Genomic DNA, 14,827 nt, shown 5'->3' with positions numbered 1-14,827 from the left:
CCCCTCCAAGGAGTTGTTCACCATGACCGCTCGCCGTACCGCGTCCGCCGTCCTCGCCCTCGGTGTCGCGCCGCTCGCGCTCGCCGGGCTCGCCGCCTCGCCCGCCGCGGCGCACGGGTCGATGACGGACCCGGTGAGCCGGGTCTCCGCCTGTTACGCGGAAGGGCCGGAGAGCCCGCAGTCGGCCGCGTGCAAGGCGGCCGTGGCGGCGAGCGGAGCGCAGGCGTTCTACGACTGGAACGCGGTGAACATCGCCAACGCCGCCGGGAAGCACCGCGACCTCATCCCGGACGGCAAGCTCTGCAGCGCCGGCAACGACAAGTACCGGGGTCTGGACCTGGCCCGCGGCGACTGGCCGTCCAGCACGCTCGCCTCGGGCAAGCACACCTTCCGCTACAAGGGCACCGCCCCGCACCGCGGTTCGTTCGAGCTGTACGTGACGAAGGACGGCTACGACCCCTCGAAGCCGCTGGCGTGGTCGGACCTGGAGGCGAAGCCGTTCGCGACGGTGACCGACCCGCGCATGGAGAACGGCGACTACGTCTTCGACGGCACGATCCCGAACAAGTCCGGCCGCCACCTGATCTACTCGATCTGGCAGCGCTCCGACTCCCCCGAGGCGTTCTACACCTGCTCCGACGTCGTCTTCGGCAAGGACAACGGCGGTACGACGGCCCCGACGGCGTCGGCGCCGAGCGACGAGGAGATCAAGGACGGCGAGGACAAGTCCACCGTGGAGCACGGCGGGCACGGCGACCAGCACGCCGGGACCGGTGCGGAGGCGACGGCCCCGGCGCCGGAGGCCTCGGACCCCGCGACCTCGGACCCGGCCGCCTCGGACCCCGCGACCTCCCCGTCCGCCGCCTCGGACCCGGCGGCCACGGCCGCGCCCAACGCGCCGGCCGCGGCCGGTTCGGACACGGGCGAGCGCCTCGCCGAGACCGGGGGCGACGCCACCACGTCGTACCTGGCGATCGGTGGCGCCGCCGTCATGGCGCTCGGTGCGGCCGTGTTCTTCGGGGCGACCCGCCGGGGCCGTCGCGCCACGCGCTAGCCGGTCGGCGCGGGGCCGGCCCCCGGGCCGGTCCGGGCTAGCCGATCACGGAGGCGCAGGTGGTCGGGGTCGCGCGGGCCGGGTCGAGGGCGTTGGCCACCTCGTGGAACGTGACCCGGTCCACCGTCCCGATCGCCACGTGCTCCGAGAGGTCCAGGGCGCACTTGTCCTGGATCAGCACGTTGGTGACGCGGTCCCCGGAGAGGAACTGCGAGCGGTACGGGGTGACCACCTCGTCGTACTTGGTCGCGATGACCGTGTACGTGACCCCCGGGACCGTGTCCCCGCCCTCGTTGAGCCGGGTGAGGAACGGTGAGCCGGCCACCTGGTCGGCGAGGCCCGGGGTGTGGGCGCTGATGAGGTCCTCGACGCCGGGGAAGTACGGCAGCAGCCTGGTGAGGCCGAGGAGGGTCGTGCCGTGGTTGTCGGGGGCGATCCCGACGAGCGCGTTGACCTTCTCGGCCCCGCCGAGGAACTTCAGGTAGTGCCGCGGCATCATCCCGCCCTGCGAGTGCCCGACGAGGTCGGCCTCGGGGGCGCCGGTGGCCGCGAGGACCTTGTCCACGAAGACGTCGAGCTGCTCGGCGGACGCGGCGATCGGGCCGAGTCCGTGGAAGAAGGGCACGTTCGGCAGTTGGCCGTAGTCGAGCGAGAAGACGCAGTACCCGCGGTTGACGAGGTACGGCGCGAGGACCAGCCAGTTGTCGACGGAGTTCCCGAAGGTGCCGTGGACCAGGACGACGGGGCGCGGGTGGGCGGTCGAGGGCTTGCAGGAGAAGTCGTTCCAGCCTCGGCTCGAAGCGGCGGCCTGGGTGGGGACGGCCTGGGCGGAGGCGGTGGGGGCGAGGGTCGCGGCGGCGGTCAGCAGCAGGACCGAGAGGGCTCTGAGCGCGTGCTTCCAGGGCAGCATCGTGCGATCTCCTTGCGGCTCAAGGGAAATCAGGAACGAACGACGGCAGTACGCCCTGCGGCCCGGACCACAAGTGGGGATGCTCTGCTTCAGGCCAAGCTACGCACGAGTAGCGTCGACTGGGAAGTTACGCGTCGGTAAAAACTGACTTCTCGTCAACTCGGAGTACACGGTGACCGTTTCGGACCACTCCGAGGACGCCGAGCGGCGGTCAGCGGGCCAGCGCCGCCGGGCGGACGGCCTCCGGGCCGAAGCGGCGGCGGGCCCGGTCGGCGGCGGCCTCGGCCGCGCGGGCGCGGGCGTCACCGGGGTCCAGGGAAAGCTGGCGGTAGGCGCTGTCGGCGGACAGCAGGTCGTCGGCGCGGAGCGCGAACGACCGGACGCGGGCCCGCTGGAGCCCCAGGGCGGCCAGCAGCCCGAGGGCGGTCGCGGCGAGGGCCGGCGAGTGGGCGGTGGCCTCGGGCAGGGCGCGCGTCCGGGTGGTGGAGCTGCGGTCGGCGTACCGCACGGTGAGGGTGAGACGGCCGGCGGTCTGGCCCTCGCCGCGCAGGCGCCGTCCGATCCGGTCGGCGAGCCCCAGGACGGCCCGGTGCTGCTGCTCCGGGTCGAGGCAGTCCCGGTCCAGGACGAGGTCGGCGCTCAGGTGCGCGGCGGGCTCGGACGGGGTGACCGGGCGGGGGTCACGTCCCCGGGCGCGCTCGGCGAGGAGCCGGGCGGGACCGGCCCCGAGCAGTCGCTGCAAGGTCGCCGGGGGCAGCTCGAGGACCTGGCCGATGGTGTGGAGCCCGTACCGGTGGAGCGCGTCGGCCGTGGCGCGCCCGATCCCCGGCAGCGCGGTGACCGGCCGGGGGTACATCCACTCCTCGGCCTCGTCGGCGCGGACCCAGGTGGTCTCGCCGGGCGCGGACGCGTCGGCGGCCATGGCGGCGAGCATCCGGTTGCTCGCGAGCCCGGCGCTGCTGTCGATGTCGTAGAGCGCCTTCAGTCGGAGCTTCGCCAGCTGGACGACGTCGTAGGGAGACAGGTCGAAGTAGCGGAGCGCCGAAGTCAGGTCCAGCTGGACGGCCTGGGGCGGGACGGCCTGGACGTGCGGCGTGATACCGGACACCAGTTCGATTATGTCTCCGTACTGGGTCTCGGTCGGCGCCGTGTGCAGGTGGAGGTGGGCGATGTGCCGCTGCCGTGTGGTCATCCCGCGCTCCCGGGGCTCGTGTAGCCGAACTTCTTCAGGTCGGCCGAACGGCTGCCGGCCGGTTGCAGGTCGGCGTACGGGTGCAGGCGGGCGCCCGTCGTGCCGTTGACCAGGACGCGGTGCGGCTGGGCGGGGGTCGGGTGCGGCCGGTCGGCGCCGAGCAGGGCGAGCGCGGCCTCGGGGCCCCGGTCGCGCCGGGCGGCGGCGATCTCGTCCAGGTCCCAGGCCATGGTGCCGACGATGGTGCGGCGGGTGCCGCGCACCTGGACCGTGCCGCGCACGAGGAGCAGTCCGCTGTGGAAGACGGTGTGCGCGCAGGCCGGGTGGGAGTCCTCGAAGAAGGCCAGGTCGACCAGGCCGGAGCCGTCCTCCAGGGTGACGAAGATGATCCGCTTGCCGCTGGCGATCGGCGGGGTCTGGGTGGATGCCCGGACCCCGGCGACGAGAACCTGCTGACCCGCGCGCATCCCGGCCAGGTGGGCCGCGTCGATCGCGCCGATCTCGCGCAGCAGCCGGTGGTGGTGCTCCATCAGGTGCTTGGAGACGTCGATGCCGAGGGTGTTCAGCTCGGCGCTCAACGCCTCGCGTCCGGTCATCTCGGGCAGACCGCTCGGCTCCGCCCCGCCGACGGCGCCCGCGTCGAGGGGCAGCTGCCCCTCGCTCGCGGAGCGGGTGCGGGACTGCCGGTGGAGTTCGGCGATCTGCAGCAGCAGGTCGCGTCGGGTGAGGCGGCCGTCGTGGAGGGCGTGCAGGGCGCCGAGCTCGGCGAGCCGTTCGGCGACGGGCCGGCTGGGGCGGGCCCGCTGCCAGAAGTCCGACAGCGATCCGTAGGGCTGCCCCTGTTCGATCCGCGCGCACTCCTCCTCGCTGATGCCGTGCACGGCTGACAGGGCGAGCCGTACGCCCCACCGGTCCCCGTCGGTCTTCTCCACGGTGTGCTTCACCCGGGAGTCGTTGACGTCGACCTGGAGGATCGGCACGCCACGGCGGCGGGCGTCGGAGACGAGGACGCGCTTGGGCCACATACCGGGGTCGTGTTCGAGGAGACCTGCCAGCAGGAACGCAGGATGGTGCGCCTTGAGCCAGGCGCTCTGCAGCGCCGGTACGGCGAACGCGACCGCGTGCGCCCGGCAGAAGCCGTAGGCGCCGAAGGCCTCGACCGTCTTCCAGACCTGCTCGCGCACCTCCGCGCTGTAGCCCCGGGCCCCGGCCAGGCGGTGGAACCAGTCATGGATCCGGGGCAGCCGGGCCTTGTCGCCGAGGGCCCGCCGGGCGACCTCGGCCAGCGCCCGGTCGCAGCCGGTCATCACCGACAGGGTCTCGATGATCTGCTCGTGCCAGATGGTCACGCCGTAGGTGTCGGCGAGCACCGGCTCCAGGTCGGGATGGGCGTACCCGGGTGAACCGCCGTGCCGTGCGGCGATGTACCGCTCCGGCATGCCGCCGGCCACCGGCCCGGGACGGAAGAGGCTGATGTCGGCGATGACGTCCTGCGGGTCGCGGGGCTGGAGCCGGGAGAGCAGGTCCTGCTGGCCGGGCGATTCGAGCTGGAACAGGCCGAGGGTCTGGCTCTCCTGGATGAGCTTGAAGGCGAAGACGTCGTCGAGCGGCACCTGCGCGGGGTCGTCGAGGTCGATGTGGGTGCCGGTGGTCCGTTCGATCTCGGCGACCGCGTGGGTCATCGAGGACAGCATCCGTACGCCGAGGACGTCCAGCTTGATGTTGCCCAGCGCCTCGATCTCCTCCTTCGCCGCCATCGCCATGGGGTAGTCGCCCTGCGGGGTCGGCTGGACCGGCAGCCGGTCCAGGAGCGTCGCGTCGCTGATGACCACACCACAGGGGTGCATGGCCATGCCGTGGACCAGGGAGTCGAGGCCCTCGGCCAGCTCCCACAGCGGCCCGTACCGGTGCGCCTCGGCCGCGAGACCCCGCAGCTCGGGCAGTTCGGCGAGGGCGCCGGTGATGTCGGAGGCCCGCAGGTGCGGGAAGCTCTTGGCGATCCGGTCGACGTCCGCGGGCGCGATGCCGAGGGCGAGGCCGGTGTCGCGCAGGGCGCGGCGGGCCCGGTAGGTCTCGGGCATCGCGGTGACCGCGACCCGCTCCTTGCCGAACCGGTCGAAGATCGTGTCGTAGCACTCCAGCCGGCGGGCGGACTCCACGTCGATGTCGATGTCGGGCAGCGACTTCCGGCGCACGCTCAGAAAGCGTTCGAACAGCAGGCGGTGTTCGAGCGGGTTGGCCGTGGCGATGCCCAGCGCGTGGCAGACCATCGATCCGGCGCCGGAGCCCCGGGCCGCGACCCGGATGCCCTTCTCCCGGATGTCGGCCACGACCTGGCCGACGGCGAGGAAGTACGCGTCGTAACCCAACCGGGAGATGATCGCCAGCTCCTCGTCCAGCCGGTCGAGCGCGGCGCGGTCACGGTCCAGGCCGCGCCGGACCAGGCCCGCCTCGCTCCGCTCGCGCAGCAGCCGCGCCGCGCCGTCCGCGCCGGGGTCGGCGCCGAGCACGCCCGGCTCGGGGAAGTGCGGTGTGCCGAGCCCCAGGTCGGCGACGGGGTCCACGGTGCACGCGGCCGCCGTGGCGGCGGTGTCGGCGAGCAGCCGGCGGGCCCGCGCGGGGTTGGCGCCCGCGCACTCGGCGATCATCCGCGCGATGCTCGCCATCCGTCCCTCGTCCTTGAGCCAGCGCTGCCCGCCGTCCAGGCGGCGCCGGTCGATCGGCCGCAGTAGCCGCGCGGAGTCCAGGACGTCGGCGAGCCGGTGCTGCTCCTGGTCGGCGTAGCGCACGGCGTTCGACAGCACGGCGGTGGTACGGGTGCGGTCGGCGAGGGCCATCGTCCGGGCGGCCAGCCGGATCGACCCGGGCCCGGTGCCGGAGGGCCTGTGCCCCACGGCCTCCAGCCGGAGGCCGTCACCGAAGATCTCCTGCCAGGGGGCGAGCAGCTTCGTCGCGACGTCCTCGCGCCCCGCCGCCAGGGCGCGGACCGGCTCCGAGAGCGGTCCGAGCAGCGCGGTCAGGCCGGGGCCGCCGTACGTGCGCAGCGCCTCCCACGGCACCACCGGCGCCGTACCGGAACCGGCACCGGCACCGGCACCGGCACCGGCACCGGCGGACGCGACACCCGAACCGCCGGACACGGAACCGGACAGGGAACCGGCGGCACCGGCGTGGGCGGCCGAGGTGATGCGGCACAGCCGCGCCCAGCCCTCCCGGTCCTGGGCGAGCAGCGTGAACCGCAGCGGCGGCTCGACCACATGGGCGCCTCCGCGTACGGGCGTACGGCGCCGCTGGGTCGGCGGCGGGGGCGCGAGGGCCTCCACCGCGAGGTCGACACCGAAGACCGGCCGTACCCCGGTCTCCGCACAGGCCTGCGCGAAGCGGACGAGGCCGGTGACGGTGTCACGGTCGGTGAGCGCGAGGGCGGGCACGCCCCGCTCGGCGGCCCGCCGGACGAGATGTTCCGGGTGGGCGGCGCCGTAGCGGACGGAGTAACCGGACGCGACGTGCAGATGGGCGAAGCCCGCCATGCCACACCTCCATCACTCCACCCCATTCCGACGATTCACCCGATATGTTCATCGTACGCTCGTTCGATTACTGTACCCCCTCGCCGGCCTCCCGCGACCTGCCGCGTACGACGGACAGAGCAGTGGCCCCCGAGAACGGCGGGTACGCCGGGCTCGGGGGCCACAGTTCAGGGGCCGCGGACGGGCGCGCGTCAGTGGTGCTCGCCGTGCCGGCCGAGGGTCTCCACGGGGGTCGCACCGGGGCGGGTCCACTGCGGCACGGGCCGGCTGGTCGGGCCCCAGGTGGCGTCGCCGTCGGCGTCGGTGCGCCAGTACCAGCAGGACTGGCGGCCCACGGCCGGGTACCCCTCGCGGACATGGCCGAGCACGGGCCACCCCTCGGGGTTGTCCTCCCACCCCTCGCCGCGGCCGTAGGGCGTCATGTCGAGCAGGCCGAGGGACCCGTTGGCCACCTCGTTGCCGCGGCCCGTCGTGGAGTAGGTCAGGAACGTACGGTCGCCGTCGCGCAGGAAGGAGACGATGTGGCCCATCTCTCCGCCGACCGGCGCCTCCACACCCCGCACCGAGTACCAGGGCTGGGTGTACCCCATGAACGCGACGTAGCGGGCCACCTCGTCCCAGGGGCCCGAGGTCAGGACGGCGTACGAGACGCCCCGGGCGTTGAGGTAGACGGCGTCCCTCACGTGCCAGGCCGTGGTGGTGCAGCCCTCGCACTGCCCCTGGTGCGGCGCGCCGTCGTACCACATGTGCTGGTAGACCACGAGCTCGTCGCGCCCCTGGAAGAGGTCCAGGAACGGCACGGGCCCGTCGGCGCCGGTGACCTCGACGGTGCCGTCGAACTCCACCATCGGCAGCCGCCGCCGGGCCGCCGCGATCGCGTCGCCCGCGCGGGTGTGCTCCTTCTCGCGGACCAGCAGTTCGTCGCGCGCCGCCTGCCAGGTGGCCAGGTCGACGACCGGCGGCCTGCCGGGGCGCTCGCCGCTCGCGTCGCCGGGAGTGGTCGTCATGGTGTCCTCCGTGGTGTCTCGTGCCGGTGGGTGTCGTACGACGCCCACCGGAACCGACTCGCGACCCGGCCGGAACTCATCCCGGCAGGGGCCCGGGGCTCCCCCGACCGAGCCTGCCCGGACCGCGCGGCGCCCACAACCGCACGACGGCGTCCCGCGCGGTGGATCACGGCGGCACCCCGCGCCCCCGCCGGGTCGTCCGTTCGGCCCCACCCCGCCTGCGCGATCATCCCCCTCCCCGGAGCGTGGGGGCATGAGCCTCGTCGACGAACTGAAGAGTGCCGTCACTCCCCGCGCCGCCCTGCTGGTCGTCGGCGTCCTCGCCCTCCAGCTGCTGTTCATCGCCTCGTACGTCGGGGCGCTCCACGACCCGAAGCCGAAGGACGTCCCCTTCGGCGTGGTCGCACCTCCCCAGGCCGCCACCCAGCTCGTCGGGCGGCTGGAGAGGCTCCCCGGCGGACCGCTCGACCCCCGGGCGGTCAGCGACGCGGCCGAGGCCCGCGAGCAGGTCCTGAACCGGGACATCGACGGCGCCCTGCTGGTGAACCCGGCCGGGACCACCGACACCCTGCTCGTCGCCTCCGGCGGCGGCACCGTGCTCGCCTCGGGCCTGGAGCGGCTCTTCACCGAGGTCGAGGGCGCCGAGCGACGCACCGTCAGGACCCTCGACGTGGCCCCGGCCTCCCCACAGGACTTCGACGGCCTCTCCGCCTTCTACCTGGTCGTCGGCTGGTGCGTCGGCGGCTACATCTGCGCCGCGATCCTCGCCATCAGCGCGGGCTCCCGCCCCGCGAACCGGGAGCGCGCCGTCATCCGGCTCGGCACCCTCGCGCTCTACGCGATCCTCGGCGGCCTCGGCGGCGCGGTCATCGTCGGCCCGATCCTGGGCGCGCTGCCGGGCGGCGTCGTGGCCCTGTGGGGTCTGGGCGCCCTGGTCGTCTTCGCGGTCGGCGCCGCCACCCTGGCGCTGCAGTCGGTCTTCGGCATCGTCGGCATCGGCCTGGCGATCCTGCTGATCGTGGTCGCCGGCAACCCGAGCGCGGGCGGCGCGTTCCCGCTGCCGATGCTGCCGCCGTTCTGGAAGGCGATCGGCCCCGCACTGCCCCCGGGCGCGGGCACCTGGGCGGCGCGCTCGATCGCGTACTTCAAGGGCAACGACGTCACCGTCTCGCTCCTGGTGCTCTCCGCCTGGGCGGTCGTCGGGACCGTGGTCACGCTGGTGATGTCCTCGCTGAGGCGCAAGCCGGGCAGCCAGCCGATCGCCGAGGAACTCGGCGCGGCCGGCGGGGCCGCCGCCTGAACCTCCACCGCACGAGACCGCCCCGCGCTTCCTCGCGCGAGGCGGCCTGTGGTCCGGGGGCGGTCAGGCGCCGTAGTACGCCCGGGTCATCAGCTCCTTCATCTCCTCGATCATCGGCATCCGCGGGTTGGCGGGCGCGCACTGGTCGGCGTAGGCGTTCATCGCCTGCTGCGGCAGGGCCGCGAGGAAGGCCGCCTCGTCGACGCCCGCCGCCTGGAAGGAGGCGGGGATCCCGCACCGGGTGCGCAGCTCCTCGACCGCCTTCGCGTACGACTCCACACCCTCCTCCGGCGTCGCGGCCGGCAGGCCCAGCGTCTTCGCGATCTCCTGGAAGCGTTCCGGGGCGCGGTAGACCTCGGCCTTCGGCCACGGGGTGGCCTTGCCGCTGACCTGGCCGTTGTGCCGGACGACGTGTGGCAGGAGCAGGGCGTTGGTGCGGCCGTGGGCGACGTGGAAGGTGTTGCCGAGGGTGTGCGCCATGGCGTGGACGAGACCGAGGAAGGCGTTGGCGAAGGCCATTCCGGCGACGGTCGAGGCGTTGTGCATCTTCTCGCGGGCCTCGGGGTCCTTCGCCCCGTTCACCACGCACCGCTCCAGGTTCTCGAAGATGAGCCTGATGGCCTGGAGGCAGAGCCCGTCGGTGTAGTCGTTGGAGTAGACCGAGACGTACGCCTCGGTGGCGTGGGTCAGGGCGTCGAAGCCGGAGTCGGCGGTGACGGCCGCCGGGAGCCCCATGGGCAGGACCGGGTCGACGATCGCGACGTTCGGGGTGAGCGCGTAGTCGGCGAGCGGGTACTTCTGAGCCGCCGCCGGGTCGGAGATGACGGCGAAGGGGGTGACCTCGCTGCCGGTGCCTGAGGTGGTCGGGACGGCCACCAGCTGCGCCTTCTCCCCCAGCCCGGGGAACCTGTAGGCGCGCTTGCGGATGTCGAAGAACTTCTCCTTCGTGTCCGCGAACTCGACCTCCGGGTGCTCGTACATCAGCCACATGATCTTGGCGGCGTCCATCACCGAGCCGCCGCCGAGCGCGACGATGGTGTCGGGTGCGAAGTCCCGCATCAGCGCGGCACCGGCCTGGACGGTGGCCAGTTCGGGGTTGGGCTCGACGTTGTCGATGATCTGCAGGACGACCGCGGAGGGGCGGGCCTGGAGGATGTCGGTGACCTTCTGGACGAAGCCGAGGGTGCCCATGGTCCTGTCGGTGACGACGGTGACCCGCTCGAGGCCGTCCATCTCGCCCAGGTAGCGCAGGGAGTTGCGCTCGAAGTAGATCTTCGGCGGGACCTTGAACCACTGCATGTCGGTGTTGCGCCGTCCGATCCGCTTGACGTTGATCAGGTCGACCGCGGTCACGTTGCCGGAGACCGAGTTGTGCCCGTACGAGCCGCAGCCGAGGGTCAGGGAGGGCAGGAAGGAGTTGTAGACGTCGCCGATGCCGCCGAAGGTGGAGGGGGCGTTGACGATGATCCGGATCGCCTTGACCCGCCTGCCGAACTCCTCGGCGAGCTCCTCGTCCTCGGTGTGGATCGCGGCGCTGTGGCCGAGACCGTGGAACTCGACCATCCTCGCGGCGAGTTCGAGGCCGTGCTCGGTGGTGTCGGCCCTGAGGGCGGCCAGGATCGGGGAGAGCTTCTCACGGGTGAGCGGTTCGCCCTCGCCGGCCTCGTGGCATTCGGCGAGCAGGAGCGTGGTGCCGTCGGGGACCTCGAAACCGGCCTGTTCGGCGATCCACCGCGGGGACCTGCCGACGACGTCCGCGTTCAGCTTGGCGCCGCCGCAGGTGGTGGCGTAGGCGGTGGTGCCGAAGACGTACTCCTCCAGCTTGGTCTTCTCGGCGGCGGTGACGACGTACGCGCCGAGCCGCTCGAACTCGGCGATGCCCTGCTCGTACACCTCCCGGTCGAGGATGACGGCCTGTTCGGAGGCGCAGATCATGCCGTGGTCGAAGGCCTTGGAGAGCACGATGTCGTGGACGGCCCGCCGGAGCCTGCCGCTCTTCGTGACGTAGGCCGGGACGTTTCCCGCGCCGACGCCGAGGGCGGGCTTGCCGCAGGAGTAGGCGGCCTTGACCATCGCGTTGCCGCCGGTGGCGAGGATGGTGGAGACGCCCTCGTGGTGCATGAGGAGGCCGGTCGCCTCCATGGAGGGCTCCTCGATCCACTGCACGCAGTCGGCGGGCGCTCCGGCGGCGACGGCGGCGTCGCGGACGATCCGGGCGGCCTCGGCGGAGCACCGCTGGGCGGAGGGGTGGAAGGCGAAGATGATCGGGTTACGGGTCTTCAGGGCTATCAGGGCCTTGAAGATCGTGGTCGAGGTGGGGTTGGTGACAGGGGTCATCGCGCAGACGACACCGACGGGTTCGGCGATCTCGGTGATGCCGTTCAGCTCGTCGCGGCGGATCACGCCGGCGGTCCTGAGACCGGCCATCGAGTGGGTGACGTGCTCGCAGGCGAAGAGGTTCTTGACGGCCTTGTCCTCGAAAAGACCGCGGCCGGTCTCCTCCACGGCCAGCTTCGCGAGGTCGCCGTGCGCGCCCAGCGCCGCGAGCGACGCCTTCTTGACGATGTGGTCGACCCGTTCCTGGTCGAACTCCCCGAACCGCCCGAGGGCCGTGAGAGCCCCTTGGACGAGTCCGTCCACCATCTCCTTGGCCTCCATGGCAGGTACTCCTTCTTCGATCCCTCTTCGATCCTTTTCCGATGTCTCCATTCGACACCCGGGGGCCGTGGAAAAGGGCCGGACAAAGCCCTGAGAGGGCCGGTCGAAAGGCCCTGCGAGATCGCGCGGATACTCTCGAAACCAATCCCTGACCAGCATGAAAACCGAGGGACTTTAGACCCCTGAGGTATCGTGAAAGTTTTCACAAGCAATCGCCCGGTACGCGCTTCCAGCCGTCCTGGAATGGCTACGGAACCAGGCGGGGACCCTCGGCGCCGGCACCGACCACGACGGCGGCGGCCGAGGTCGGCCCAGCGGCGCCCGTCAGGACGCCGGCGGCGGCGGATAGCCGGTCGAGCGGGCGCCCTTGAGGCAGTTCATGGCCCTCTCATGGCTGTCGCCGACGGTGTCCACGACCCTCAGCCGGACGTGGAAGGCGTCGACCTCGTCGACGAAGCGCCGCGAGAACGCCCCCATCTCGACGGTCTCGTACGTCCCCGTGCCCACCAGCGGGAAGGTGCCGAAGGTGGCGATCCGGAAGTCCTCGCCCGCCACGAGACCGGCCCCGGTCAGGACCGCCACGGCCGCCGGAAGGTCCGTCCACGGGGTCGACTCCGGGTCGCTCTCCCCCGCCAGCACGACCCGGCAGTCGTACCGTTCGAGCACCGCCGTGTGCTGCCCGCCGTTGTAGACCCCGGCCCGCCACTCGACGTCGCTCCCGCGCAGCCGCCCCGCCGTCCAGTCGCTCCGCCAGCCCAGGTAGGGCCGTACGGTCCGGGCGTACTGCGCCCGCGCGAGGACGGCCGCCGCCGCGACCGCGAGCAGGCTGCCCAGCGGCTCCATGTCGAGCAGCTGCAGCCGCCAGGGCCAGGCGGTCCTCGCCTCCTCGGTCACGTTGGCGCGGACGATCTCCCAGCCGAGCACGGCGGTGAGCAGGAGGAGCAGCACGATCGGCGCCGTGAAGAGCAGCGGGCTGCGCCGGACCCTGCGCTGGGCGTCCACGTCGGGTATCGGTCCACCGGGCCGGACGGTCACGTGTCTCTCCCCACCCACGACTCCACGCGTCGGTCCCCCGGCCAGGAGAGGGCCGGGGGACCGACTTCGGTTCGGATCATGGTGCTACGGAGTACGGTCCTCCGCCTAGGTCTGGTCGGCCTCCGGTTCCGGCCGCCCTAGAAGACGCTGACGCCGTACGCGCTCAGCGCCTCGGTGACCGGCTGGAAGAAGGTCGTACCGCCGGAGGAGCAGTTGCCGCTGCCGCCGGAGGTGAGGCCGATCGCACGGCTGCCGGAGTAGAGCGGGCCGCCGGAGTCGCCGGGCTCGGCGCACACGTTGGTGCGGATCATGCCGTAGACGACGTCACCGCCGCCGTAGTTCACGGTGGCGTTGAGCCCGGTCACCGAGCCGCTGTGGGTGCCGGTGGTGGAGCCGCGACGGGTCACGGACATGCCGACGGTGGCGTTGGCGGCGCTGGTGATGTCCACGCTGCCGACCGAACCGGACTTGGTGATGCTGGAGTTGGTGTACCGGACGATGCCGTAGTCGTTCGTCGGGAAGCTGGACCCCGAGGTGGAACCGAGGACGGTCGTGCGGGCGGAGTTGGCGTACCAGGTGCCCTGGCCGTCGGTGCAGTGCCCGGCGGTCAGGAAGTAGTAGGCGCCCGCGCTGTCCCGGACGTTGAAGCCGAGGGAGCAGCGTCCGGTGTTGGAGTAGATGGCGTCGCCGCCGGAGATCAGCTTGTTGAACGTGCCGGGGGTGCGTTCGACCCGGATCGCCCCGGCGTTGGCGCCGGCCTCGCGCTTGATCTCGGCTATCTCCGCCTTCGAGACGGTGGAGTCGGCCGTGACGACGAGGGTGTTGGTCGCCTTGTCGACGTGCCAGGCGGTACCGGCCACGTCGGCGGCGAGCACGGCGTCGCTCGCGGCGGTCAGTTGCGAGGCGCTGAAGGTCTGCGCCGTGTCCGCGTTCGCGGCGGGAACCGCGACGGCCGCGGCGGCGGCGAGGCCGGTGGCGACCGCGAGCAGACGGATGGTTCTTGTGGGGGTGGTGCGCTTGATCCTCACTTCGCGTTCCTCCAAGGGGGAATCGGGGGGTCCGCCGTGGGGTGCCGGACCCGTGAGGCGCGGCCAAGGCCGGCGCTGAGGGGGAGTCTCCGGCCGTCCGGGCGGACGCCGCAAGGGCGCCTTTCGGCCGTACGACGCTCAACTACCGCGCCCCACAGGCGACTTCGGAGATCTCCGGAGAAAGGCACGCGGAAGGGGCGCCGGTGACCCGCGTGGTCACCGGCGCCCCTTCCGTGTGCCGCCCGGTCGCGGCCGGCCCGGCGCTCAGCCCTCGACCGGCCGCCGCTCCCCCGCCGGCACAGCGGTGTCGAGGGTGTTCCCGGGCGGCGGGAACGGACAGATGAAGTGGTCCGCGAAGGCGCACGGCGGCAGCAGCGCGCGGTTGAAGTCGACCGTCACCGACCCGTCCGGGGCGGGCGCGGCGGGACGCAGGAACCGGAAACGGTAGCTGTCGCGGCCGCTGGTCGCGTCCGCGAAGACCGCCCACAGCGTGCCGTCGTCCTCCACGGCGACCTGGAGGGAGTGCTCGACGCCGCGCAGCGCGAAGGAGAGCTCGCCCGCGAGCCCGAGCCCGCGCTCCTTCCCGTCCGCGTTCTCCACCCGGACGCTCCTGGACCTCTCGTACGCCCGGTAGGTGCCGGGCACCGCCCAGCTCGCGTCGTAGGGGGTCGCCTCGATGCCCCGGAAGGCGCGGCGCGCCGCCGACTCGGGGTCGAAGTCCCGTACCGCCCACAGCCCTTCACGGCTCAGCAGGACAAGCCGTCGGCCGGCCGACTCGACCCGGGACTCGTGGATCGGGGCGTGGTCGGCGGTGAGCCGGACGCTGCCGATCAGGGGCTTGCCGTCGACGGTGACGGCGTCCTCGGCGTCGGCCGTGAGGACCACCTCGTCGCCCTCGTCCCGCCACCGCCCGGGAACGGCCGGAATTCGACCCTCCGGGTGGTCGGAGAGCCAGTACGTGCCGGTGAGGGAGAGCGGTCCGTACGGCGAGGAGACCGCCGCCGTCCGCTTCTCGTGCCAGTGCTGCCAGTCCCGCTGGGGATCGGTGTCATCCGTGCTCATGGTGTTCAACCCTTCCATACGGGTCCGGGAAGCCCCGGACACGACGCCTCG

The 14,827-nt window shown here is 72.6% G+C and carries 10 protein-coding genes; 2 read left to right on the top strand and 8 right to left on the bottom strand.

The genetic code is table 11. The features are described from left to right. The first annotated feature begins 22 nt into the window (after window positions 1-22). Entirely contained in the window at window positions 23-1,054 is a 1,032-nt protein-coding gene (locus ACIPPS_RS24920) for a lytic polysaccharide monooxygenase (protein ID WP_401436017.1), read from the top strand. A gap of 37 nt (window positions 1,055-1,091) precedes the next feature. Here ACIPPS_RS24920 and ACIPPS_RS24915 read toward each other — a convergent pair whose 3' ends face one another. The 4 genes from ACIPPS_RS24915 to ACIPPS_RS24900 form a co-directional block, all read right to left on the bottom strand. Continuing rightward, window positions 1,092-1,964, bottom strand: coding sequence for an esterase/lipase family protein (locus ACIPPS_RS24915; RefSeq protein ID WP_401436015.1), 873 nt, complete (start codon window positions 1,962-1,964; stop codon window positions 1,092-1,094). Between the two features lie 211 nt (window positions 1,965-2,175). Next, the gene (locus ACIPPS_RS24910) at window positions 2,176-3,156 is read right to left on the bottom strand and encodes a DNA polymerase thumb domain-containing protein (protein WP_401436013.1); all 981 of its coding nucleotides are present in this window, start codon (window positions 3,154-3,156) and stop codon (window positions 2,176-2,178) included. Continuing rightward, a complete protein-coding gene (locus ACIPPS_RS24905; protein ID WP_401436010.1) occupies window positions 3,153-6,686 on the bottom strand; it encodes a DNA polymerase III subunit alpha in 3,534 nt (1,177 codons plus the stop codon). Before ACIPPS_RS24905 ends, ACIPPS_RS24910 begins: the two co-directional genes overlap by 4 nt. Before the next feature lie 191 nt (window positions 6,687-6,877). Further along, on the bottom strand, window positions 6,878-7,693 hold the full coding sequence (locus ACIPPS_RS24900) for a DUF899 family protein (protein ID WP_401436007.1): 816 nt from the start codon (window positions 7,691-7,693) through the stop codon (window positions 6,878-6,880). Window positions 7,694-7,946: 253 nt separating this feature from the next. Here ACIPPS_RS24900 and ACIPPS_RS24895 point away from each other — a divergent pair, with 253 nt between their 5' ends. Next, on the top strand, window positions 7,947-8,993 hold the full coding sequence (locus tag ACIPPS_RS24895; RefSeq protein WP_401436005.1) for a DUF3533 domain-containing protein: 1,047 nt from the start codon (window positions 7,947-7,949) through the stop codon (window positions 8,991-8,993). A gap of 63 nt (window positions 8,994-9,056) precedes the next feature. Here ACIPPS_RS24895 and adhE read toward each other — a convergent pair whose 3' ends face one another. From adhE to ACIPPS_RS24875, 4 genes are all read right to left on the bottom strand, one after another. After that, window positions 9,057-11,651 (bottom strand): bifunctional acetaldehyde-CoA/alcohol dehydrogenase, encoded by a 2,595-nt coding sequence (gene adhE, locus ACIPPS_RS24890; protein ID WP_401436002.1) that lies wholly within the window; start codon window positions 11,649-11,651, stop codon window positions 9,057-9,059. 324 nt (window positions 11,652-11,975) lie between these two features. Next, window positions 11,976-12,686 (bottom strand): hypothetical protein, encoded by a 711-nt coding sequence (locus ACIPPS_RS24885; protein ID WP_401436000.1) that lies wholly within the window; start codon window positions 12,684-12,686, stop codon window positions 11,976-11,978. 137 nt (window positions 12,687-12,823) lie between these two features. Continuing rightward, a complete protein-coding gene (locus tag ACIPPS_RS24880; protein ID WP_401435997.1) occupies window positions 12,824-13,714 on the bottom strand; it encodes a S1 family peptidase in 891 nt (296 codons plus the stop codon). Window positions 13,715-13,978: 264 nt separating this feature from the next. After that, window positions 13,979-14,776 carry a DUF1684 domain-containing protein gene (locus ACIPPS_RS24875; protein WP_401435994.1) on the bottom strand — a complete coding sequence of 266 codons (798 nt, stop codon included), beginning with the start codon at window positions 14,774-14,776 and terminating at the stop codon, window positions 13,979-13,981. Window positions 14,777-14,827 lie beyond the last annotated feature (51 nt).

Origin of the sequence: Streptomyces sp. NPDC090127, assembly GCF_044746945.1 — a bacterium.
Lineage (GTDB): Bacteria > Actinomycetota > Actinomycetes > Streptomycetales > Streptomycetaceae > Streptomyces.
This window is presented reverse-complemented; position numbering and strand designations above follow the sequence as displayed.

Bases quoted from the DNA above. Each gene is read 5' to 3' on its own strand.
- ACIPPS_RS24920 (WP_401436017.1), top strand. From the start codon at position 23: ATGACCGCTCGCCGTACCGCGTCCGCCGTCCTCGCCCTCGGTGTCGCG.
- ACIPPS_RS24915 (WP_401436015.1), bottom strand. From the start codon at position 1,964: ATGCTGCCCTGGAAGCACGCGCTCAGAGCCCTCTCGGTCCTGCTGCTG.
- ACIPPS_RS24910 (WP_401436013.1), bottom strand. From the start codon at position 3,156: ATGACCACACGGCAGCGGCACATCGCCCACCTCCACCTGCACACGGCG.
- ACIPPS_RS24905 (WP_401436010.1), bottom strand. From the start codon at position 6,686: ATGGCGGGCTTCGCCCATCTGCACGTCGCGTCCGGTTACTCCGTCCGC.
- ACIPPS_RS24900 (WP_401436007.1), bottom strand. From the start codon at position 7,693: ATGACGACCACTCCCGGCGACGCGAGCGGCGAGCGCCCCGGCAGGCCG.
- ACIPPS_RS24895 (WP_401436005.1), top strand. From the start codon at position 7,947: ATGAGCCTCGTCGACGAACTGAAGAGTGCCGTCACTCCCCGCGCCGCC.
- adhE (WP_401436002.1), bottom strand. From the start codon at position 11,651: ATGGAGGCCAAGGAGATGGTGGACGGACTCGTCCAAGGGGCTCTCACG.
- ACIPPS_RS24875 (WP_401435994.1), bottom strand. From the start codon at position 14,776: ATGAGCACGGATGACACCGATCCCCAGCGGGACTGGCAGCACTGGCAC.